A 20,710-nucleotide genomic window follows, 5' to 3' on the forward strand; every position below is an offset into this window, starting at 1 on the left:
CCCGTCAAGCAATGCTAAACCAAAACAAAATTTTGGTCGACAAGAAAAATACAAAGTGTATATTTGATTCAATGCAACGCTCGGCAGACCGATTATGGGCCAAGCTTGTGTGAAAAGCGCTCAAGGGAAACGTCCAAGGAAAGACGTCAAAGGAAAAAGCGATGACCTCCAACATTTTCTCCGGTTGCATTCCGGCCCTCATGACCCCCTGCAAGCCCGACCGCACGCCGGATTTCGATGCGCTGGTCCGCAAGGGCAAGGAACTGATCGCGAAGGGCATGTCCGCGGTCGTCTATTGCGGCTCCATGGGTGACTGGCCGCTTCTCTCGGACGAGGAACGCATGGCGGGCGTGGAAGCGCTTGCCAAGGCTGGCGTGCCCGTCGTCGTCGGCACCGGCGCCGTCAACACGAAGATCGCCGCCGCTCATGCCGCCCATGCGCAGAAGGTGGGCGCCAAGGGCCTGATGGTCATTCCGCGCGTTCTCTCGCGCGGTTCGTCGATCTCGGCGCAGAAGGCTCATTTCAAGGCGATCCTGTCGGCGGCGCCCGACCTGCCTGCCGTCATCTACAACAGCCCCTATTATGGTTTTGCCACCCGTGCCGACCTGTTTTTCGCGCTGCGCGCGGAACATCCGAACCTCATCGGCTTCAAGGAATTCGGCGGCGCGGAAGCCATGCGCTACGCGGCTGAAAACATCACCAGCGCCGATGACGATGTCACGCTGATGGTCGGCGTCGATACCGGCGTTTTCCACGGCTTCGTCAATTGCGGCGCAACCGGCGCGATCACCGGCATCGGCAATGTGCTGCCGAAGGAAGTCCAGCATCTGGTGGCACTGTCGAAGGCGGCCGCCGCGGGCGATGTCGAAGCGCGCAAGCTGGCGCTGGAACTGGAAGCAGCGCTCGATGTGCTCTCGTCCTTCGATGAGGGGCCGGACCTCGTCCTCTTCTACAAGCATATGATGGTTCTGACCGGCAATCCGGAATATGAGCTGCATTTCAACGAAACGGACAAGCTGTCCGACAGCCAGCGCGGCTATTGCGAAACCCAGTTGAAGCTGTTCCAGGACTGGTATGCCGACTGGATCAAGCAGGGCGCTGCTGCGGCGAAATACGCCGCCTGAAACACCTGCAGATAGAGAAAAAGGCGCCGGTTTCGGCGCCTTTTTGCTGGGTCAAGCGACGGCGTCCAGCCCTTTTTCCTTCAGCTTTTCCAGAAGCGCCATTTCGGCGGCGGTGAGCGTGATGCCCTGGCTGAGGGAAGCGCGGCGGGCGGCAAAGCGGCGCTGCGACGGCAGGCGCGCGCCCTGACCGGCAATCGCGTCGATCAGCCTTTCGCCGCGCTCCTGCGGGTTGCCGCGGCCACCGGCCATGCGGGCCGGGTCGAAGGCGATGATGAGTTCGCCGTGGCGCGGCGCAAGCGTCGTCGTGCCAAGGAAATCGAGCGCCTCAGGGCTGGTGAAATCACCGATCATCACCCCGGCCAGAAGTTCGATCATCGTGGAAATGGCCGATCCCTTGTGCCCGCCGAATGGCAGCATCGCGCCCGCAAGGGCGGCTTCGGGATCGGTGGTCGGGTTGCCGTCCGCATCGACGGCCCAGCCCTCCGGCAGCTGCTTTCCGGCGCGGCGATAAAGCTCCAGTTCGCCGCGTGCCGCAACGCTGGTCGCAAAGTCGAACACATAAGGATAGTCGCCGGGGCGAGGCCAGCCGAAGGCGAAGGGATTGGTGCCCAGAAGCGGCTTCGTTCCGCCCGCGGGCGCCACGGTCGCGTAGCTCGGGCACATGGCGATTGCCGCAAGGCCCTGTTCGGCAAGCGCTTCCACCTCGGGCCACAAAGCCGCGAAATGGGTGCAGTCATTGATCGCTAGCGCCGCAATGCCAAGCTTGCGCGCCTTTTCGGCAAGGGCAGGCGCGCCGCGCTCGAAGGCCAGATTGGCAAATCCGCCCTTCGCGTCCACGCGCACCACGGCGCTGTCGTCGGTCGTGACGACCGGGTCGGCATCGGCAACCACCTTGCCGCTCTTCAGCGTGCGCAGGCAGCCCTCGATACGGTAGACGCCATGCGATTTGCAGCCGTCGCGTTCGCCCGCCACAATGGTTCTGGCAATGGCCGCGGCATGGTCGGCGCTGAAACCCGCCTTGTTCAGGATTTCCCGCACGAGCTTTGCGAGGTCTTCCGTCGAAATCGAAATGGTGTCGCTCATTTTGTCTCCCTTGCCGATGCGCGCCTCTCGTTCATGAAATGCATACAAGATGCATGCAAGCTTGTCATGCCGCGCCGGGCTAAAAATGACCCGTTTTAATTTTGAGTGTTACTATCAGGAATATCGCGGTCAGTTTGATCCAAATCAAAGTGGTGGGTGGCTGACAGGTCTAAATCCGTTATATGGCGCGTTGGGGCCGAAACGGCACATGTGCCAATCGATGGAGATCAGGACAAAATGCGTAATCTCGCAATCAAACTTGCTGCCGCTGGCATTCTTGGCTTACTGGCGGCCCCCGCTCTTGCTGAAAATATCGAAGTGCACATGCTCAACAAGGGCGCCGATGGCGCCATGGTTTTCGAGCCTGCCTATATCAAGGCCAATCCCGGCGATACGATCACCTTCATTCCCGTCGACAAGGGGCACAATGTCGAGTCCATCAAGGACATGATCCCCGAAGGGGCCGAAAAGTTCAAAAGCAAGATCAATGAGAATTATGTGCTGACGGTGACACAGCCCGGTGCTTATCTGGTAAAGTGCACGCCGCATTACGCCATGGGCATGATCGCGCTGATCGCAGTGGGCGACAGCCCGGCCAATCTGGATGAGATCGTTTCGGCCAAGAAGCCGAAAGTGGTTCAGCAACGACTGGAAAAGGTGATCGCCAGCGCCAAATAATACGGCCAAGTAAGAATGCCGATACTCTTGATGAGCCGAACTTGAACCGGCTGCATGACGAGGACACCATGACCAGACAGCCAGGCCCGCAGGCAATATCTGCTGCAATGCCATCCGACCACAAAGGTATGCCGCGAGGGCTGAAAGCGACCGGTCCTGTCCTCCTCAGCTATGGCTTCCGCCCGTTCTTTCTGGGCGGAGCCATATGGGCCGTCCTGGCCATGCTTTTGTGGATATTGTCGCTGACGCTCGGCATGCCGCTTGGCGGCTCTTATGGCGGGCTGAACTGGCACGCCCATGAAATGGTGTTCGGCTTTTCCTCCGCTGTTCTGGCGGGTTTTTTGCTGACCGCCATCCCCAACTGGACCGGCGGACTGCCGGTATCGGGAACACCGCTTGCGCTTCTCTTCGGGATATGGCTTGCCGGGCGGCTCGTCTTTCTGGAACCCGACCTTATCGATGCGTGGTTCGCCGTTGCCGTCGAGAGCCTGTTTCTGCCCGCGCTGCTTTTCATCTGCGCGCGCGAGATCATTGCCGGGCGCCAGTGGAAAAACCTCAAGGTGCTGATGGGCGTCGCGACGGTGATGGTCGCCAATCTCGTCTTTCATTATCTGATCCTGACCGACGGCGATGTGGCAATGGCCAACCGCATCGGCATCAGCGCCTATGTGCTGCTGGTCATGGTGATCGGCGGGCGCATCGTGCCGAGCTTCACCCGTAACTGGCTCAACAAGATGGGGAAGACACGCTTTCCCGTGCCGTTCAACCGCTATGACGGGGTGTGCATCCTTGTCGGCGTCGTCGCCTGCATCGGCTGGATCGCCATGCCCGACCAGACGATAACCGCCGTTGTGGCGTGGATTGCGGCGCTGCTTCATTTCGTGCGGCTTTATCGCTGGCGGGGATGGTCGGTGGCGCGCGAAAAGCTGCTGCTTATCCTTCACGTCGCCTATGCCTTCATCCCGCTCGGCTTCATCGCCATCGGCCTTTCCGCCATCGATCGGCTCAACCCTTATTCCGCCCTTCATGTCGTGACCGTGGGCGCGATCGGCTGCATGATGCTGGCGGTCATGACGCGGGCGACGCGCGGCCATACCGGGCGCGAACTGACGGCCTCGCCCGTCACGCAGGCCGCTTATCTGTGCCTCGTCGCGGCAGCGCTGATCCGCCCGCTGGCCGAAGTTATGCCGAATTTCTTCCACACCATCCTCGCCGCCTCGGCCCTGCTCTGGATGGGCGCTTTCGGTCTTTATGTTCTCGAATACGGTCCGATGCTGGTGCGGGAGCGTCGCCAGCGCTTAGCCGGGGCCTAACCGGCTCATCGCGATATCAATCTAAAGGCAGCCCGTGGAAACCTACGGGCTGCTTTTTGATGTTCCGGGAGGTGAGTCGCGGCTTCAAAGCTATGATTCACCCCCGCAAAAGGCCCGGAAACCGGGCTGTGGAAAGAAAAATCACACTCAAGATCACATTTAAATCGTTATAATGTTATGGCCGTATTGTTAAGCTTCTGAAAGGGTGTTACCGGAACTGGTGCCTGAGGTTTTGGCGCTCAAATCGGTCGCAAAAAGCCTCAGGCTCAAGGCTTTCCGATTGGCAAGGAGGTTGCCGTTCATGAATTTCACCCCGCCCGTATCAGACAAGCTGCAACGCGCCAATCGCATTCGCGCGCTCTCCTCCGATACCGTGCGCCTCGCAGGGGATTTTCAGGAGCAGGGCAAATGACAATGGCAGGTAATTTTTCTCCACTGGTTCTGGTTGGCGATAGCGATCGCGTGGAAGCCGAAGCCGTCGGCGCCTATCTCGACGGCTGGGCTGGCAAGGATGCTTTGCGTCTTGCGACCGCCGATGCGATCAAGGCCATTCTTGCTGGTGCGACGCGGCTTTCCGGCCGCATTGCGCGCGGTTCGCTTCCCGGCGATCCGGGCAGGCTTGTCGGCGTCAACAGCGATCAGGACCAGCAGAAGTGCATCGATGTCGGGTCGCACAATCTGTTCGTCGATCTGCTGATTGCGGCAGGTGCCGCCTCCATCCTTTCGGAAGAAGCGGACCTCCCCGTGGCGGGCAAGGCCGATGGGCTGGTGGCTGTCGCCATCGATCCGCTGGACGGTTCGGGCAATGTGGGTCTCGGCGCGCCGCTCGGCACGATCTTCTCGATCTTCCCCGCCGATGTGGAAGAACCCTTTCTTCAGCCCGGCAACCGCCAGATTGCCGCCGGTTATGTGTCCTACGGCAATTCGGTCGATCTCGGCTTTTCGGTCGGCGAGGGCGTGATTTTCGCGACCTTCGATCCGGCAAGCGGGGTTTTCCATATCACGCGCCGCAATGTGACGCTGCCCGAACGCACCTCCGACCTGGCGTTCAACGCATCCGTTTATCGCCACCTGTCCCCCGGCATGAAGGCCTATGTGGACGATGCCTATAGTGGCAAGGATGGCCCGCGCGGGCGCAATTTCAACATGCGCTGGCTCGGTGCGGCGGTGGGCGACATGCACCGCATCATGCAGCGCGGCGGCCTGTTCTTCTATGTGAATGACAGCCGCCCCGGCTACGAAAAGGGCCGCCTGCGGCTCGTTTACGAAGCCAATCCGATTGCTTTCCTCGCCCGTGAGGCGGGTGGCAAGGCGACAGACGGCTTGAGCCCCATTCTCGATATCGTGCCGCAGACCTATCACGAGCGCAGTGCGCTGGTGTTCGGCGTGGCCGAAGAGGTGGATATCCTCGGCACATATTTCGCGAAATAATCTGATCTGAAGTCGACTAGGAGGCTAGAAATGGCGCGCATTACGCTGCGGCAATTGCTCGATCACGCCGCTGAAAAGGGTTACGGCGTTCCGGCATTCAACATCAACAACATGGAACAGGCGCTGGCCATCATGGAAGCGGCAAATGCCGTGGATGCGCCGGTGATCCTGCAGGCTTCGCGCGGCGCGCGTTCCTATGCCAACGACATCATGCTTCGTCACATGATGGACGCGGTCACGGAAATCTATCCGCATATTCCGGTCTGCGTGCATCTCGACCATGGCAATGAAGCCGCCACCTGCATGACCGCCATCCAGGCCGGCTTCACCTCCGTCATGATGGACGGTTCGCTGAAGGCCGACGGCAAGACGCCCGCCGACTGGGACTATAACGTCTCCGTCACGCGGCAGGTCAGCGAGATGTCGCATCTGGGCGGCATTTCGGTGGAAGGTGAACTTGGCGTTCTGGGTTCGCTTGAAACCGGCATGGGCGATGCCGAAGACGGCCACGGTGCGGAAGGCGTGCTGTCGCACGACCAGCTTCTGACCGATCCGGATGAGGCCGTGAAATTTGTGCGCGAAACCAAGGTCGATGCGCTGGCAATCGCCATGGGTACCTCGCATGGCGCCTACAAGTTCAGCCGCAAGCCGGATGGTTCCGTGCTTGCCATGCACGTGATCGAGGAAATCCACCGCAAGCTGCCGAACACGCATCTTGTCATGCACGGCTCGTCTTCGGTGCCGGAAGAGTTGCAGGAAATCATCAACAAATATGGCGGCCAGATGAAGCCGACCTGGGGCGTTCCGGTTGAGGAAATCCAGCGCGGCATCAAGCATGGCGTGCGCAAGATCAACATCGACACGGACAACCGCATGGCGATGACCGGCCAGATTCGCCGCGTCCTGCAGGAAGAACCGAGCGAATTCGATCCGCGCAAGTACCTCAAGCCTGCCATGGCTGCGATGACCAAACTGTGCAAGGAGCGTTTCGAGCAGTTCGGCACCGCCGGTCATGCGGCTTCCATCCGCCCGATCCCGCTTTCCGACATGGCAAAGCGCTATCGCGATGGCTCGCTGGACCCGAAGTTCAGCTAAATCTTGCCGTTACGACAATAGAAAAGCGGAGGAGAAACCCTCCGCTTTTTTTGCTTTCGGCGCTCGTTGATAATAGTTGATAAAGGCTTTATCCTGCGATCATGCAGACCGATGGAGACCGACCGGATGATTAGCGCAGACCTTGGCAAACAGCTTGAAAGCTACATTCAAAACCTCGTCGATACGGGGCGATATGGCTCGAAAAGCGAGGTTTTGCGAGAAGGCGTGCGTCTTGTGCAGGAGCGCGAGATGCGCCTTGCAGCACTTGATGCCTCCATCACGCGAGGGATTGCCGATGCCGATGCGGGCCGCACACACGGCTCGGAGGAGGTTTTCGGCGCGTTGCGCAAGCGTTACAAGGCCATGCTGACGGACAGGGCCGAATGAAGCTCTGCTTCACGGCTGAAGCACGGACCGATTTGCAGCAGATCGGCGACTATATAGCAAAAGACAATCCGCTCAGGGCCTTGTCATTCATCGATGAGCTGGAGCGGGCATGTCTGGCGATTGTCGCTTCCGCAGAAGCTTTTCCGCTGGTGCCCCGATATGAAAAGCAGGGCATTCGCCGCAAGGTCCATGGCAATTACCTGATCTTTTACCGTGTGGATGCCGATCAGTTGGTTGTCGTCCATATCCTGCACGGCGCACGGGATTATGCCGCTATAATTCCTGAAAACTGAGCCGTTCAATTCAACCCGGCCCGAAAAAGATTTTCGGGCCGGGTTAAAGCTGTTACCAATCAGGCTTTGTTATATTTCGCGTCGACTTCGTTGATCGCGTTGACATTGCCGGCCGAGCGGCCGTTTTCGTCAAAGGTCTGCGCGAGGAAGGCGTCGGCAATGGTCTTGGCCACTTCCGAGCCGATGACGCGGGCGCCCATGGTGATGATCTGCGCATTGTTGGAAAGCGCTGCGCGTTCCGCCGAATAGGTGTCGTGCGTGAGTGCTGCGCGGATGCCCGGAACCTTGTTGGCCGCGATACACACGCCGATGCCGGTGCCGCAAACGAGGATGGCGCGGTCATAGGTGCCGTCGAGAACGGCGGAAGCCACGCGGTCGGAGAGGTTGGCGTAGAATGCATCCGCGCCAGCGTCCGTGCGCGAGATTTCCGAAACCTCGAAGCGGTCCTTGAGGTGATCGGCCAGAACCTTGGCCAGACCTTCGCCGGCGCTGTCGCCTGCTACTGCTATTTTCATGATGTTACTCCTTAATTGGATGCGATTTTCTTGGCGCATTTGTCCAGAATGTCGAGATAGCCTTCGACGTTCCATGCCGAGCGGCCGATGAAAAGCCCGTCAATATGCGGGCAGGCGATGAGTTCCTCGCAATTGCCCGGATTGACCGAGCCGCCATAAAGGCACGGCACGCGGCGTCCGAGCACGCTTTCCGCAACCGCGATGATTTCCGCCTGGCGCGCATCGGCGTAATCGGCGGAAGCCGGGATGCCGTTCTCGCCAATGGCCCAGACCGGCTCATAGGCGAACAGGATTTCGGCCTGCTTCTGGCTGTCGGAAAGCTTGGAAAGCGCGCCGCGCACTTCTTCTTCCAGCACTGCGGCTGCGCGTCCGCTTTCACGGTCTTCCAGCGTCTCGCCGATGCAGATGAGCGGGATCAGGCCGTGGCGCACGGCGGCTTCCACTTTCAGGCCGACCGTCTCGTTGGTTTCGCCGAAATGTTCGCGGCGCTCCGAATGGCCGAGTTCGACAATGTCGAGATTGCAGTCCTTCAGCATCAGCGGGGAGATTTCGCCGGTCCATGCACCCTGATCGGCCCAGTGCATGTTCTGCGCACCCACCTTGACGGAGGTGCCGGACAGGATTTCCTTCACATCGCGCACGGCGGTGAAGGGCGGGATGACAAAGCGCTGGATATCCGGCGAGCGGCCTGCATCGGCGGCTTTCAGCGCTTCCGCGAAAAGGCGGGCCTCGGCCAGCGTCTTGTTCATCTTCCAGCTTGTGCCAATCCAGAATTTGGTCATGCGTTACTGTTCCTAGTCTGCTGCTATTGTCAGTCTGATCCCGGCCTGTTTCAGCCCGTTCAGAACCGCCGTGCCGGGGGATGCATCGGTGATGATCGCGTCGAAATCGGAAAGGTCGGCCATCACATGCAGGGCAGGGCGCCCAAACCGCTGGTGATTGACCAGAAGGCACGAGCGCGCGGCGGCGTTCGTCATGGCGCGCTTGGTGCGCACCACGTTTTCGTCCATGTGATAGACCAGTTGCCCGTTGACGGCAGGCGACGAGACGAAGGCGATATCGGCGCTGAGACGCGCCAGTGCTTCTTCCGTCAAAATGCCGAAAAAGGCGTTGAACTTGGCCGAATAGGTGCCGCCGAGCGCGATGAGATTGATCCCGTTTTCGCCCTTCAGTTCATCGATGATGACGGCATTGTTGGTGATGACGGTGAGCGGGCGCTTTTCTCGCAACATGCCGCCCAGAAGGGCTGCCATGGAGCCATCATTGACCATTACGGTCATGCCCGGCTCCACCAGTTCCAGCGCTGCGCGGGCCATCTTCTGCTTGGCTTCGCCATCCTGCCGCTCGCGAAAGCGGAAATCGCTCTCGAACTGCGTGCCCGCGTCGATCGTCGCGCCGCCGCGCACCTTGCGCAGCACGCCGGACTGTTCCAGCGAATCCAGATCGCGATGGATCGTCATCTTGGAAACGGCAAACCGATCCGCCAGATCGTCAAGATCGACGGCCTGATTTTCGATAAGAAGGTTTATGATCGCCTGTCGTCTGTCGTCGCGCTTCACGCTTTATCCGATCTGTTGGGCGGAACATTATTGCATGAAGTTAGATCACAAAATCACAAAAAAATCCACGGCAAAAATGTGATTTTGTTATTTTCCGTTCGCCTTTCCGACAAGCGCCTTTGCTGTCCGCTCATCGGTGATGAGGCCGTAAAGACGCCCGCTTTTCAGCACGGCGCGAATGGCGTCTACCTTGGAAAGGCCGCCCGCAAGCCCCACGATACGGCTCATATCGGCGTTTTCAACGGAAGCCGCGATGGTGCGGGCCGTCAGCGCCGTTTCAAGGCGCTGGCCATCGGCATCGAAGAAATGACCGAGCATTTCGCCAACCCCGCCGAGGTTCGCGATCTCTTCCACTTCGCCAAGTTCTATCATGCCGGATGTGACAAGCTGCGCCTGCGCGTCAACGGTTCCGATGCCGACGATCTTCAGTTCCGCCCGGCAACCCATGTCGAAAACCGTGGTGACGCCGCGCTGGGCGAGCAGCACTTCGCGGTCTTCCGCCGTATTGGCGAAGAAGGGCACCGGCATCACATAAGCGGGCATTCCGGTCTTTTCCGCGATGCGGTGCATCACATCATGCGGGTTGGCGGCAAAATTGCGTGTCAGCCCGCCGAGCAGCGAGACGAAACGCAGATCGTTGGCGATGACGCGCGGCATGTAGCCGACTGCTGCCGAAAGCGTGCGGCCATGGCCGATGCCGATGACCTCATGATCGCCATGCTCGATCTCGCGGCGCATGAAATTCGCGCCCGCATGGCCAAGCGCCATGAGCGGCAGGCCTTCCTCGCCGATATCCGGCGCAACCTCGCAATAATCGAGGCCGTAGAGGTCGGCCAGACGGTTTTCGAGGTCGATGCATTCGCTGATGTCGCCGTCGATGGTCACTTTCACCGCGCCGTCGGCAACAGCCTTGGCAATCAGGCGATGCGCCTTCACCGAAGGCAGGCCAAGACGTTTCGCAACGGCAGACTGGGTCATGCCGCCCACGAAATGAAGCCAGGCGGCGCGCAGCGCCAGAGAATCGTCAGCATCTGCCATGGAAAGCGGTCCGGTTCCTTAAATTGTCTATATCTTCAAGTCCTTAGCGCCGGTGTCAATGTGCGGAGCCCAGAAAGCCACACTTTCCGCAATCTGCGGAATGACTTCGCGGTCGTTCGGCTCGCGCTCCTTGAACGAAAGTTCAAGGCAGATTTCATTGTCCACCGCGCCGCCTTCGGCAAAGGCTTTCAAAAGCGGTTCCGGCTGGATGCGGCCCTTGGCGTTGAACGCGGCGGTGAACGGACGATGCCCACCCTTGTCCATCAGGCTTTGCTTGATATGGATGATCGGCGAGACTTTCGGCACGGCGCGCGCCCAGGCATAAGGGTCGTAGTCATCCGGGTTGGATGAGGTGACATCGCCATGGTCGATATCGGCCATCATCCACATGGGGATTGCCATGTCGGCGGCGGTCAGGCGATCCTGAAGCTTCATGCATTCGGCAATCGTCTCGCCAAATTCGCGCCCGATGCTCATCGGCTCCCAGAACACATAGTCGAGACCGGCACGGCTTGCATGGTCGGCCACTTCCGCCCAGCAGTCGATGGCGATCCTGGTCAGCTCTTCACGGCGCGCCGGATCGTCGAAATCCTTATAGGTGAAGATCGCGAATTGCGTGCCGACCGACTTGCCGCCCAGATCGCCGATAATATCGGCAAAGGTCTTGAACCAGTCGACATAATAGCGGCGCACATCCCGGTCGGGATGGCCGAAATGGTTGAGACGGCCATAGGGGCCGGTCATGCCGGAGGTGACGCGGACGCCGGTGCGCTGCAAGGCCCTGTCCATGTCGCGGGTGAGGCGGCGGATGGTCGAAGCCTGCCAGCTCGGATTGATGAATTCATGGGTGAGCTGGAGGTCGCGCAGGCGAAGGTCGCGGGCAACCGTTTCGATCAGGTCGTCCGGCTCGGCAAAGCGGTTGACCAGCGGATTGGTGTTGAGCGAAAGCGTAAGGGCCATGTCGTCCTCAAGCAATTAGATTGGCGTTGTCGAACCATTCCACGAAAGCGGCGCGTTCGGCTTCGGTTAAATGCAGGTAATGCTTGGTGCGGCGATAGAGAATGTCTTCCGCCGTCTTCGCCCATTCCCGCGCCACCAGATAGCGCGCTTCCGCTTCATGGAAGTTGCCGCCGAAGTGACGGCCAAGCCCTTCGAGGTTCTGCGCGCCTGCAACCACGTCCTTCGTGCGTGCGCCATAGAGCCGCCCATAATGATGGACGAGCGTGCGCGGCATCCACGGATAGGTGTCGCGTAAGGTATTGGCGAAGGTTTCATAATCGGCATTGGCGATTTCGCCGCCCGGCAGCGGCGCATCATGGGTCCAGTCACCGCCCATTTGCGGGAAAATGTGCTTGAGCCGATGCATGCCGCGCTCCGCCAGTTCGCGGAAGGTGGTGATCTTGCCGCCAAAGACGTTGAGCAGCGGCGCGCCGCCGGTTTCATCGAGGTCGAAGACGTAATCGCGGGTGACGGCGGAAGGGTTGCCCTTGCCATCGTCGAACAGCGGGCGCACGCCGGAGAAGGAATGCAGCACATCCTCGCGCCGGAGCTTTTCCTTGAAATAGCGGTTTACCGCAGTGATGAGATAATCGATTTCCTTCTCGTCCGCCGCTACCTCTTCCGCCCGGCCTTCATAGGCAATGTCGGTGGTGCCGATCAGCGCCTTGTCGCCCTCATATGGATTGATGAAGATCACGCGCTTGTCGTGGTTCTGGACCAGATAGGCATTGGCGCCCGACCAGAATTTCGGAACGATGATGTGGCTGCCCTTGACGAGGCGCACATTGCGCGAGGAGTTGGAGCCGGCGACATTGTGGATGACGTCCGTGACCCATGGCCCGGCGCAATTGACGATGCAGCGGGCGCGGAACGTGCGGGCCTCGCCGGTGTCGCGGTTCTTCGTTTCCACGATCCAGCCGCCATTTTCGCGGCGGGCGGAGACGACAGGCGTGCGGGTGAGGATGGTCGCGCCCTTTTCGGCGGCACCCACCGCATTGAGCGCCACGAGGCGCGCATCGTCCACCCAGCAATCGGAATATTCAAAACCCTTGCTGTACTGGTCGAGGATCGGCGTGCCTTCCGGGTCGCGCTTCAGATCGAGCGTGCGCGTGCCGGGAAGTTTCTTGCGGCCGCCGAGATGGTCATAGAGAAACAGGCCGAGCCGCACCAGCCAGGCCGGACGGTCCTGCGGGCTGTGCGGCAGCACGAAGCGCATCGGCCAGATGATGTGCGGCGCGGCGTTCAAAAGCACTTCGCGTTCGATCAGCGCCTCGCGCACAAGGCGGAACTCGTAATATTCGAGGTAGCGCAGACCGCCATGCACCAGCTTGCCCGACCGCGATGATGTGCCTTGCGCCAGATCGTCCTTTTCCGCCAGCACGACCTTGAGGCCGCGCCCGGCAGCGTCGCGGGCCACACCCGCGCCGTTGATGCCGCCGCCGATTACAAACAGGTCGCAGGTTTCCGGTTCAGCCATTTCAATGTTTCCTTATTTGCCGGAAGCGAGCTTGTCCCAGACCGGCGTCAGAGCCAGCCGCGCTTCCCGATAGGCAACGAAAAGTTCTTCATAATGTCGTGCGCGCGCCGCATCCGGCGCTTCGCACGCGCCGAGCAGAGGCTCCACCCATTCGGCAATGCAGTCATCCATGGACGGATAGGCGCCGATGGCCACAGCGGCCATCATGGCGGCTCCGGCAGCGCCTGCTTCCTCGCGGGCCGAAACGCGCACCGGCGCATTGACCGCCGCCGAAAGCGTGCTGCGCAGCGCCTTCGAGCGCGCCGCGCCGCCGGTGATGCGCAGTTCGGCGGGCATTTCGCCCATGGCGGCGTAGCAATCGCGGGTCGCCATGCCGAGCCCCTCCACCACCGAACGCACCAGTTCGGGAAAACGGTCGCGGCTGGAAAGGCCGATGAAACCGGCCCGCGCATCGGCATTCACGAAGGGGCCGCGCTCGCCTGCTTCCGAAATGTAAGGGTGATAGAGGATCGCGCCCGGACGGCCAGCATTGAACCAGTCGTCGAGGCGGGGAATGAGATCGCCCAGCGAAACCGGCTTTTCCGGCGTGGACATGAGGTCGGCTGCGACCTGCAATATCCAGTCTATATTGATCGTCGCGCCCATATTGGTCTGCACCTGCGTGACGATGCCGGGGATCGGCAGCGCGATGACATAGCCGGTGCCTTCGCTGTTCAGATGAATATCGGCAACCGGCTTGGCGCGCATATGCACGCCGGTGGACCCGATGGTCGAGCATCCCGCACCTGCCGTGCCGCCGCGCACGCCTGCGCCAAGGGCCGTCATCGCCATATCGACATAGCCAAGGCTGACCGGCGTTCCGGCGAGAAGGCCGGTCACAGCTGCCGCTTCCACGGAAAGCGGATGCTGGAGCTGCGTGCCGTCGATGATCTCGGGCAGCAGCTTGCGGCGTTTTTGCAAGCCCAGCGCTTCGATGACGACATCGTCATATTGGCGCGTGCGGAAATTGCCGAAGGTGAAGCTTGCTTCCGAAGGGTCGGTGGCGCGAACGCCGGTGAGATTGAGATAGAGCCAGTCCTTGCAGTGAAGGGCGACCTCCGCATTGTCGAGCAGTTCCGGCGCGATTGTGTCCATATGCGCCATCTGCGCGCCCTGCTGGCAGGTATTGAGCCCGGTTCCGGTCGCTTCAAAGCGCGCGCGGTTCATCGGGCCTGCGGCAAGGCGGGTCACGGTGGGCGCGGCGCGGGCATCGAGCCAGATCCAGGCGTCGCCGACCGGGCGATTATCCTTGCCGACCAGCCATGTTCCGTCGCCCTGTCCGGTGACGGCAATCGCGGCGGTGCGCTGGCCAAGACCCGGCAGCCTGGCACCAAGGTCGCGCAATGCGCGCGCGCAATCCTGCCATGTCCGGGAAAGGGATTGTGTGACGGCGCCATGATTGCCGGTGTCATATGTGTTGCGGACCGCCGCCGATGCGATCTGGCGCCCGCCGAAATCGAAAGCGACGGCCTTGAGCACGGATGTGCCTGCGTCAATGCCGATGATGATGTCAGCTGCCTTGCGCATCATTGCTTCCACGGACATTCGGATTCCTCCCGCGACTGAAAACAGGTCGCTCGCAGCCCTGTCTATAATGAAATCGGGCGATGGCGTATGCAGGAGATAACATAACACCATCTCCTTGTCTGTAAAATTTTCAACAGCGCGCATTTTTTTTCACAAGGCGGTGATCGCGGGGGAAATCGCTATGCGTGCCGTGGCGCTGCCGCGGGCTTTTTGCTCGGGTTTTCCCGGTGCCCGCCCGATTGGTAATCTGGCAACATATTGAACTATAATGATAATAGTCGAATACCAGTCTGGGTCCGGCTTGATTGAGATGGCAGGATTTGCGCTGTGAATAATGCGCATCATGGCGAATTAAACAGTGGATTTCGCTGGGGCGCGCGGTGGATTTGCCGTGAAATTGCGCCATTTCACCGGCGTTTCAAAAACATGCGATTGACAGCTTTCGCGCTTTATAACATCATTATTGGAGTTGATAACACACCGCTATCATAAGTTTCGATCGCGGGCATTTGTTTCCGGGATGCACGGAGGAGCGGGGCCCCTGGAATTCATGTGGAGGATATCATGATCTCGTCCGTCGCATCGACACGCACCGCTTTCGCCCATCCGGCAAGCGCAATGGCGCGGGGCCGGGGCGGTTCCCCGGCGGTCTGATCCGGCCGCATCATCCGTTCCTGCAACGACAATCCGGCAGAATTGCTGAAGGCGTTTGATAATGAGTGCACAAACCAGTCAAGTTTCACAAAAACCCGCCAGGCTGAGCCGCGCCGTCGTCTGGAGCGTGATCGCCGCGGTGGTGGTCGTCGGCGCGATCGCCTTCGACACGAAGGTCGTGAAGATCGGGTCTGATTCCGATGTGCGCCAGCAGGCCTTCTCCCCCGATGCCTTTGGCGCTTCCGAATTTCCCAAGGTGAAGGCCAGCGTCGAGCAGCGTGCCGTGGATGCCGTGGAAGTCGGCAATGCACTGGCCGCCGACAAGGCTGCCGCCGGAAAGAAATACGGTGTCGGCAGCGCCAATCCCGTCATCCCGGTCAAGTTCACCGGCACGGTGGAGGAGCGCAAATCCAACTATAATGTCGTGAAGGTGGATGGAATGCCGGAAGGCGTCGTCATCCGCGTGCAGACCGGCCCCGCCGTCAATGGCACCGATCTGCGCGATGCGACGGGCGACATCCAGTTCGGCCAGTTCAAGAACCAGATCGAATATCAGAATGCCGGTTCGGCCCTGAATAATGAAATGAAGAAACAGGTGCTTTCCGGCGTCGCCGTCGAAAACCTCAACGGCAAGACCGTGTCGGTGGTCGGCGTGTTCAAGGTCGTCAACCCGAAGAACTGGCTGGTCACGCCGGTAGGGCTTGAAGTCAAATGAGCACGGCTTCCAAAATCGAAGGCAAAAACGGCGATGTCGTCCTTGCCGCGCGTAATGTGGCCAAGTCCTATGGCCGCATTCATGCCTTGAAGGGCGTGAATTTCGAGATCCGGCGCGGGCAGGTGACGACGCTTTTCGGCGAAAACGGCGCCGGCAAATCCACGCTGATGAAGGTGCTTTCCGGCGTCATCCAGCCGACTTCCGGCACGATCATCCTCGATGGCGAGCCGGTGACGTTCAATTCGTCCACCGAAGCGCGCGACCGCGGCATCTCGATCATCCATCAGGAACTGAGCCTCGCGCCCAACATGAATGTGCGCGACAACATCTTCATGGGGCGCGAAATCCGCACCGCCACCGGCGTCGATTTCGCCGAGGAAGAGCGGCTGACGCGCGATCTCATGAAAGAGCTGGAAGAGGATATCGATCCGCTGACGCCGGTTGAGGAATTGCGTCTCGGCCAGCAGCAGGTGGTTGAAATCGCGCGTGCGCTTTCGGTCAATTCGCGCATTCTCATCATGGACGAGCCGACTTCGGCGCTCAGCGCCTCGGAAGTCGAGGTTCTGTTCAAGGTTATCCGCGACCTGACGGCGCGCGGCGTCGCCATCGTCTATATCTCGCACCATCTGGAAGAAGCCCTGCAAATCACCGATCATGCGGTGGTGCTGCGCGACGGCACCATGACGGCCTATGCGCCGCGCGCGGAAATCGATCTGGAATGGATCGTGCGCAACATGGTCGGCGAAAACTTCGATCTCGGCTCGCCGCCGACCGGCTATGACTGGGGCGATGTCGCGCTTTCGGTCGAAAACCTGACCGTTCCCGATCCGGCTGGCGCCGGCTTCTCGCTGGTTGACCGCATGTCGCTCAACGTGCGGGCGGGCGAAATCGTCTGCATCTATGGCCTCATGGGCGCGGGCCGCACGGAACTCCTGGAAAGTGTCGCCGGTCGCCTCAAGGCAAGCGGCGGACGCATTCTGCTCAAAGGTCAGGATATTTCCGGCCTCACCATCGCGCAGCGCATCGAAAAGGGACTGGTTCTGGTGCCGGAAGATCGCCAGCGCGACGGTCTCGTCCAGACGATGACGGTCGGTAAGAACCTGTCGCTTGCCAGTATTGCGGATATGACCAGGGGTCTCTTCACCTCGCGCAAGCGTGAAAAGCAGATTGTCGATCAGTCGATCAGGAATGTGCACATCAAGACGGATGGCGGCGAGGCGGCCATCGGTTCGCTTTCGGGCGGCAACCAGCAGAAGGTCGTGATCGGCAAGATGCTGGCGACCGAACCGGATGTGATCCTGCTCGACGAGCCGAGCCGCGGCATCGACATCGGCGCAAAGGCGGAAGTGTTCAAGCTTCTGGCCGAAAAGGCCAAGCAGGGGCTGGCCGTGGTCTACACGACTTCGGAAGTCGGCGAATGCCTCAGCATCGCGCATCGCATCATCGTCATGCACCGTGGACGCATCTCCGCCGAATTCGGATCGGACGTGTCCAAGGAAAAGATCATGGCCGCCTCGGGCGAAGCCATGGTGGCTCATTAAAATTATCCAGGAGCACTGATCGAATGTCAGTCACGAGCACCAACAAGGAAACAGCGGCTCCGAACGGCGCGAAGCGGAAGACCAGCCTCGTGCATCTGCTGCTCGAAGGCCGCGCATTCTTTGCGCTGATCGCGATCATCGCCGTCTTCTCGTTCCTTTCACCCTATTATTTCACGGTCGACAATTTCCTCATCATGTCGTCGCATGTGGCCATTTTCGGCCTTCTCGCGATCGGCATGCTGCTCGTCATCCTCAATGGCGGCATCGACCTTTCGGTCGGCTCCACGCTCGGGCTTGCCGGTGTGGTTGCGGGCTTCCTGATGCAGGGCGTGACCTTGCAGGAACTCGGCATCATCCTTTATTTCCCGGTCTGGGCCGTGGTTCTCATCACCTGCGCGCTCGGCGCCTTCGTCGGCGCGGTCAATGGGGTGCTGATCGCCTATCTGCGCGTTCCAGCCTTCGTGGCGACGCTCGGCGTCCTCTATTGCGCGCGCGGCGTGGCGCTCCTGATGACCAACGGCCTGACCTACAATAATCTGGGCGGTCGCCCGGAGCTTGGCAATACGGGCTTTGACTGGCTGGGCTTCAACAAGCTTTTCGGCGTGCCGATCGGCGTTCTGGTGCTGGCTGTACTCGCCATCATCTGCGCCATCGTGCTCAACCGCACCGCATTCGGCCGCTGGCTCTATGCATCGGGCGGCAATGAACGGGCGGCGGAACTGTCCGGCGTTCCGGTCAAGCGGGTCAAGGTGTCGGTCTATGTCATTTCCGGCATCTGCGCCGCCATTGCAGGGCTGGTTCTTTCTTCGCAGTTGACGTCGGCCGGCCCGACGGCAGGCACCACCTACGAACTGACGGCAATCGCCGCCGTGGTGATCGGCGGCGCTGCGCTCACCGGGGGGCGCGGTACGATACAGGGCACGCTTCTCGGCGCCTTCGTGATCGGTTTCCTTTCCGACGGCCTCGTGATTATCGGCGTGTCCTCCTACTGGCAGACCGTCTTTACCGGCGCGGTGATCGTGCTCGCGGTTCTGCTCAACAGCATTCAATACTCCCGGCGATGATCGATTACGGCTCCGCCCACCGTTCCGGGTGGAGCCGGTTCTTCGTCATCGATCGGAGTATCGAAAGGTTTCCACAAAGCCGCACCGTCTCGAAAACGGCCCAATGGAAATAAGTACCGCCGGGGAACCGGCACAACGCAAATGAAAAACGTCAAGGGAGTGAGACTATGTTCAAGAAGGGTATGCGCGTTCTGTTCGCCGCTGCGGCAGCCTTGCCTCTCATCGCCAGCACGGCCTGGGCCGAAGGACTGATGACGATCATCGTCAACGATCCGTCCAACCCGTACTGGTTCACGGAAGGCGAGATCGCCAAGAAGACCGCCGAAGGTCTGGGCTACAAGGCCGTTGTCGGCGGCCACAAGGGCGACACCAACACCGAAAGCAACCTGATCGACACGGCCATCACCAACAAGTCGGTTGCCATCATTCTCGATCCGGCCAATGCCGATGGTTCGGTCGGCGCCGTCAAGCGCGCGATTGCCGCCAATATTCCGGTCTTCCTCGTGAATGCCGAAATCAATCAGGAAGGGCTCGCCAAGGCGCAGCTCGTTTCCAACAATGCGCAGGGCGCCGCCCTCGGCGCGACCCAGTGGGTCGAAAGCGTCGGCGACAAGGGCAAATATGTCGAACTGTTCGGCGCGCCTTCGGACAATAATGCCGCAACGCGGTCCAACGGTTATGAAACCGTTCTGACGCAATATCCCGATCTGGTGAAGGCCGGCAAGGATGTCGCCAACTGGGACCGCACGCAGGGCCACGACAAGATGCAGGCGCTGCTTCAGGCCAATCCGGACATTATCGGCGTCATCTCCGGCAATGACGAAATGGCGCTCGGCGCGATTGCCGCTTTGAAGAAGGCCGGCAAGCTCGATCAGGTGAAGGTTGGCGGTTTCGACGGTTCGCCCGATGCGGTTGCAGCCATCAAGGCCGGTGAATTGCAGTATACGGTTCTGCAGCCGGTTGCCGTGTTCTCGGAAGCTGCCGTCAAGCAGGCCGACAACTTCATCAAGACCGGCAAGACCGGCGTGGACCATGAAAAGCAGCTTTTCGACTGCATCCTCATCACCAAGGACAATGTCGACAAGTACACCTCGCCGTTCGTTCTCGAACAGTAAGGTTTGAAAAAGGCGCATCCCGTCAGCCGAAAGCTTTCGGGATGCGCATTTCCAGACGTCCCTCTCCTCAGACAAGTCCCGCGCAATCACGCGCTGGATTTTGGGGCTGAAGACCGCGCATATAGGCCGATCAGGCGATTCCGAAAGTTTCGGAAAGCGCAAGCAAGGGGGCAAGTGGCAGACATGGCAGTGAGCAGCAAGGCAAGCATTGAAAAGCTGATGACGGAACAGGTGCCGAATGACAGCCGGCATGCGCGTCAGCTCGTCCGGCGCCAGCAGATTGCGGAAACCGTGATGGCGGAAGGCTCGATGCGTATCGAGGACCTGACCGAGCGTTTCGGCATCAGCCTGATGACGGCGCATCGCGATGTCGATGAACTGGTGAGCCGCGGCCTGTTTCGCAAATCGCGCGGCATCGTGTCGGCAGCGCCGACAAGCCTGATCGAGGCGAGCGACCTTTATCGCGTCACCCGTCAGTCGGAAGAAAAGAAACTGATCGCCGAAGCCGCGATGCAGTTTGTCGAGCCGGGACAGGCCATTTTCTTCGACGATTCCACCACCGTCCTGCAAATGGTGCCGCATCTGCCGGGCAAGGGACCGCTGACCGTCATCACCAATTCGCTGATCCTGATGAACGAGGTGCGCGACATCAAGGATGTGACGCTGCTGGGCCTTGGCGGGCAGCTTTATAACTGGTGCAACGCTTTTGTCGGCGGCATGACGATCCATGAAATCCGCCGTCTTCGCGCCGATGTGGCCTTCATCTCGATTGCCGCGATCACGGATGATCTTCTGTTCCACCAGTCGCCGGAAATGGTGGAGACCAAGCGCGCCATGCTGGACTGTGCCGCAAAGCGCATCCTTCTGGCCGATCACACAAAATTCGAGCGCCGGGCCTTGCACAATTTCGGTGCGCTTGATGATTTCGATGTCGTGATTGTCGACGAAAAAACGCCCTTCGCGCATATCGAGCGGATGCAGGCGCAAGGCATCAATGTGGTGATCGCCCGCGCCAATGCCCGAACGGGCGGCAAGCAGGAATAGCCCGCGCATATTTATCAGG

General features: G+C 60.2%; 20 protein-coding genes and 1 pseudogene. 12 read left to right on the forward strand and 9 right to left on the reverse strand.

Features of this window, described 5'->3' with window-relative positions; genetic code table 11:
- The first annotated feature begins 161 nt into the window (after positions 1–161).
- A complete protein-coding gene (locus AVM02_RS00600; RefSeq protein WP_411505082.1) occupies positions 162–1,124 on the forward strand; it encodes a dihydrodipicolinate synthase family protein in 963 nt (320 codons plus the stop codon).
- Positions 1,125–1,175: 51 nt separating this feature from the next.
- Here AVM02_RS00600 and AVM02_RS00605 read toward each other — a convergent pair whose 3' ends face one another.
- Positions 1,176–2,207 (reverse strand): Ldh family oxidoreductase, encoded by a 1,032-nt coding sequence (locus AVM02_RS00605; RefSeq protein ID WP_411505083.1) that lies wholly within the window; start codon positions 2,205–2,207, stop codon positions 1,176–1,178.
- A gap of 237 nt (positions 2,208–2,444) precedes the next feature.
- Here AVM02_RS00605 and AVM02_RS00610 point away from each other — a divergent pair, with 237 nt between their 5' ends.
- From AVM02_RS00610 to AVM02_RS00635, 6 genes are all read left to right on the forward strand, one after another.
- Positions 2,445–2,885: a pseudoazurin gene (locus AVM02_RS00610; RefSeq protein ID WP_411505084.1), complete on the forward strand. Its 441-nt coding sequence runs from the start codon at positions 2,445–2,447 to the stop codon at positions 2,883–2,885.
- A 68-nt stretch (positions 2,886–2,953) separates the two neighbouring features.
- Positions 2,954–4,198 carry an NnrS family protein gene (locus AVM02_RS00615; RefSeq protein WP_411505085.1) on the forward strand — a complete coding sequence of 415 codons (1,245 nt, stop codon included), beginning with the start codon at positions 2,954–2,956 and terminating at the stop codon, positions 4,196–4,198.
- Positions 4,199–4,606: 408 nt separating this feature from the next.
- Positions 4,607–5,629, forward strand: a complete 1,023-nt coding sequence (locus AVM02_RS00620; RefSeq protein ID WP_411505086.1) for a class 1 fructose-bisphosphatase — start codon at positions 4,607–4,609, stop codon at positions 5,627–5,629.
- Between the two features lie 30 nt (positions 5,630–5,659).
- Positions 5,660–6,724 (forward strand): class II fructose-bisphosphate aldolase, encoded by a 1,065-nt coding sequence (gene fba / locus AVM02_RS00625; RefSeq protein WP_411505087.1) that lies wholly within the window; start codon positions 5,660–5,662, stop codon positions 6,722–6,724.
- Positions 6,725–6,850: 126 nt separating this feature from the next.
- Complete coding sequence (locus tag AVM02_RS00630) at positions 6,851–7,111, forward strand: type II toxin-antitoxin system ParD family antitoxin (RefSeq protein ID WP_411505088.1); 261 nt, start codon at positions 6,851–6,853, stop codon at positions 7,109–7,111.
- Entirely contained in the window at positions 7,108–7,404 is a 297-nt protein-coding gene (locus AVM02_RS00635; protein WP_411505089.1) for a type II toxin-antitoxin system RelE/ParE family toxin, read from the forward strand. The genes AVM02_RS00630 and AVM02_RS00635 overlap by 4 nt, the downstream gene beginning before the upstream one ends.
- A 59-nt stretch (positions 7,405–7,463) precedes the next feature.
- On the opposite strand, the gene AVM02_RS00640 is transcribed toward AVM02_RS00635, so the two are convergent.
- The 8 genes and pseudogenes from AVM02_RS00640 to AVM02_RS00675 form a co-directional block, all read right to left on the reverse strand.
- Complete coding sequence (locus tag AVM02_RS00640) at positions 7,464–7,919, reverse strand: RpiB/LacA/LacB family sugar-phosphate isomerase (protein WP_411505090.1); 456 nt, start codon at positions 7,917–7,919, stop codon at positions 7,464–7,466.
- An 11-nt stretch (positions 7,920–7,930) separates the two neighbouring features.
- Positions 7,931–8,701 (reverse strand): triose-phosphate isomerase, encoded by a 771-nt coding sequence (locus AVM02_RS00645; protein WP_411505091.1) that lies wholly within the window; start codon positions 8,699–8,701, stop codon positions 7,931–7,933.
- Positions 8,702–8,713: 12 nt separating this feature from the next.
- Complete coding sequence (locus AVM02_RS00650) at positions 8,714–9,478, reverse strand: DeoR/GlpR family DNA-binding transcription regulator (protein WP_411505092.1); 765 nt, start codon at positions 9,476–9,478, stop codon at positions 8,714–8,716.
- A gap of 87 nt (positions 9,479–9,565) precedes the next feature.
- Complete coding sequence (locus AVM02_RS00655; protein ID WP_411505093.1) at positions 9,566–10,516, reverse strand: sugar-binding transcriptional regulator; 951 nt, start codon at positions 10,514–10,516, stop codon at positions 9,566–9,568.
- A gap of 27 nt (positions 10,517–10,543) precedes the next feature.
- Positions 10,544–11,476, reverse strand: coding sequence for a TIM barrel protein (locus tag AVM02_RS00660; RefSeq protein ID WP_411505094.1), 933 nt, complete (start codon positions 11,474–11,476; stop codon positions 10,544–10,546).
- A 7-nt stretch (positions 11,477–11,483) separates the two neighbouring features.
- Positions 11,484–12,992 carry a glycerol-3-phosphate dehydrogenase gene (locus AVM02_RS00665; protein ID WP_411505095.1) on the reverse strand — a complete coding sequence of 503 codons (1,509 nt, stop codon included), beginning with the start codon at positions 12,990–12,992 and terminating at the stop codon, positions 11,484–11,486.
- Positions 12,993–13,004: 12 nt separating this feature from the next.
- Positions 13,005–14,558, reverse strand: a complete 1,554-nt coding sequence (locus tag AVM02_RS00670) for an FGGY-family carbohydrate kinase (RefSeq protein WP_411505293.1) — start codon at positions 14,556–14,558, stop codon at positions 13,005–13,007.
- 631 nt (positions 14,559–15,189) lie between these two features.
- Positions 15,190–15,294: pseudogene (locus AVM02_RS00675) on the reverse strand (ATP-binding protein); the annotation flags it as partial.
- On the opposite strand from AVM02_RS00675, the gene AVM02_RS00680 reads away from it, so the two are divergent.
- The 5 genes from AVM02_RS00680 (at position 15,274) to AVM02_RS00700 (ending at position 20,691) form a co-directional block, all read left to right on the forward strand.
- On the forward strand, positions 15,274–15,927 hold the full coding sequence (locus AVM02_RS00680) for a DUF2291 domain-containing protein (protein WP_411505096.1): 654 nt from the start codon (positions 15,274–15,276) through the stop codon (positions 15,925–15,927). The pseudogene AVM02_RS00675 and the gene AVM02_RS00680 sit on opposite strands and share 21 nt — an antisense overlap.
- Positions 15,924–17,468 (forward strand): sugar ABC transporter ATP-binding protein, encoded by a 1,545-nt coding sequence (locus tag AVM02_RS00685; protein ID WP_411505097.1) that lies wholly within the window; start codon positions 15,924–15,926, stop codon positions 17,466–17,468. The genes AVM02_RS00680 and AVM02_RS00685 overlap by 4 nt, the downstream gene beginning before the upstream one ends.
- A gap of 23 nt (positions 17,469–17,491) precedes the next feature.
- Positions 17,492–18,532 (forward strand): ABC transporter permease, encoded by a 1,041-nt coding sequence (locus AVM02_RS00690; protein ID WP_411505098.1) that lies wholly within the window; start codon positions 17,492–17,494, stop codon positions 18,530–18,532.
- 167 nt (positions 18,533–18,699) lie between these two features.
- Complete coding sequence (locus tag AVM02_RS00695; RefSeq protein ID WP_411505099.1) at positions 18,700–19,647, forward strand: D-ribose ABC transporter substrate-binding protein; 948 nt, start codon at positions 18,700–18,702, stop codon at positions 19,645–19,647.
- Between the two features lie 183 nt (positions 19,648–19,830).
- Positions 19,831–20,691, forward strand: a complete 861-nt coding sequence (locus AVM02_RS00700) for a DeoR/GlpR family DNA-binding transcription regulator (RefSeq protein WP_411505100.1) — start codon at positions 19,831–19,833, stop codon at positions 20,689–20,691.
- Positions 20,692–20,710 lie beyond the last annotated feature (19 nt).

The sequence above is a fragment of the Brucella anthropi genome (genome assembly GCF_046630315.1).
In the GTDB taxonomy this organism is placed as follows: domain Bacteria; phylum Pseudomonadota; class Alphaproteobacteria; order Rhizobiales; family Rhizobiaceae; genus Brucella; species Brucella anthropi_A.

Excerpts from the sequence above, each read along its gene's own strand:
- AVM02_RS00695 (WP_411505099.1), top strand. The coding sequence starts at position 18,700 with ATGTTCAAGAAGGGTATGCGCGTTCTGTTCGCCGCTGCGGCAGCCTTG.
- AVM02_RS00680 (WP_411505096.1), top strand. The coding sequence starts at position 15,274 with ATGAGTGCACAAACCAGTCAAGTTTCACAAAAACCCGCCAGGCTGAGC.
- AVM02_RS00665 (WP_411505095.1), bottom strand. The coding sequence starts at position 12,992 with ATGGCTGAACCGGAAACCTGCGACCTGTTTGTAATCGGCGGCGGCATC.
- AVM02_RS00630 (WP_411505088.1), top strand. The coding sequence starts at position 6,851 with ATGATTAGCGCAGACCTTGGCAAACAGCTTGAAAGCTACATTCAAAAC.
- AVM02_RS00660 (WP_411505094.1), bottom strand. The coding sequence starts at position 11,476 with ATGGCCCTTACGCTTTCGCTCAACACCAATCCGCTGGTCAACCGCTTT.
- AVM02_RS00635 (WP_411505089.1), top strand. The coding sequence starts at position 7,108 with ATGAAGCTCTGCTTCACGGCTGAAGCACGGACCGATTTGCAGCAGATC.
- AVM02_RS00600 (WP_411505082.1), top strand. The coding sequence starts at position 162 with ATGACCTCCAACATTTTCTCCGGTTGCATTCCGGCCCTCATGACCCCC.
- AVM02_RS00690 (WP_411505098.1), top strand. The coding sequence starts at position 17,492 with ATGTCAGTCACGAGCACCAACAAGGAAACAGCGGCTCCGAACGGCGCG.
- AVM02_RS00645 (WP_411505091.1), bottom strand. The coding sequence starts at position 8,701 with ATGACCAAATTCTGGATTGGCACAAGCTGGAAGATGAACAAGACGCTG.
- AVM02_RS00700 (WP_411505100.1), top strand. The coding sequence starts at position 19,831 with ATGGCAGTGAGCAGCAAGGCAAGCATTGAAAAGCTGATGACGGAACAG.
- AVM02_RS00605 (WP_411505083.1), bottom strand. The coding sequence starts at position 2,207 with ATGAGCGACACCATTTCGATTTCGACGGAAGACCTCGCAAAGCTCGTG.
- fba (WP_411505087.1), top strand. The coding sequence starts at position 5,660 with ATGGCGCGCATTACGCTGCGGCAATTGCTCGATCACGCCGCTGAAAAG.
- AVM02_RS00655 (WP_411505093.1), bottom strand. The coding sequence starts at position 10,516 with ATGGCAGATGCTGACGATTCTCTGGCGCTGCGCGCCGCCTGGCTTCAT.
- AVM02_RS00610 (WP_411505084.1), top strand. The coding sequence starts at position 2,445 with ATGCGTAATCTCGCAATCAAACTTGCTGCCGCTGGCATTCTTGGCTTA.
- AVM02_RS00685 (WP_411505097.1), top strand. The coding sequence starts at position 15,924 with ATGAGCACGGCTTCCAAAATCGAAGGCAAAAACGGCGATGTCGTCCTT.
- AVM02_RS00615 (WP_411505085.1), top strand. The coding sequence starts at position 2,954 with ATGACCAGACAGCCAGGCCCGCAGGCAATATCTGCTGCAATGCCATCC.
- AVM02_RS00670 (WP_411505293.1), bottom strand. The coding sequence starts at position 14,558 with ATGCGCAAGGCAGCTGACATCATCATCGGCATTGACGCAGGCACATCC.
- AVM02_RS00620 (WP_411505086.1), top strand. The coding sequence starts at position 4,607 with ATGACAATGGCAGGTAATTTTTCTCCACTGGTTCTGGTTGGCGATAGC.
- AVM02_RS00640 (WP_411505090.1), bottom strand. The coding sequence starts at position 7,919 with ATGAAAATAGCAGTAGCAGGCGACAGCGCCGGCGAAGGTCTGGCCAAG.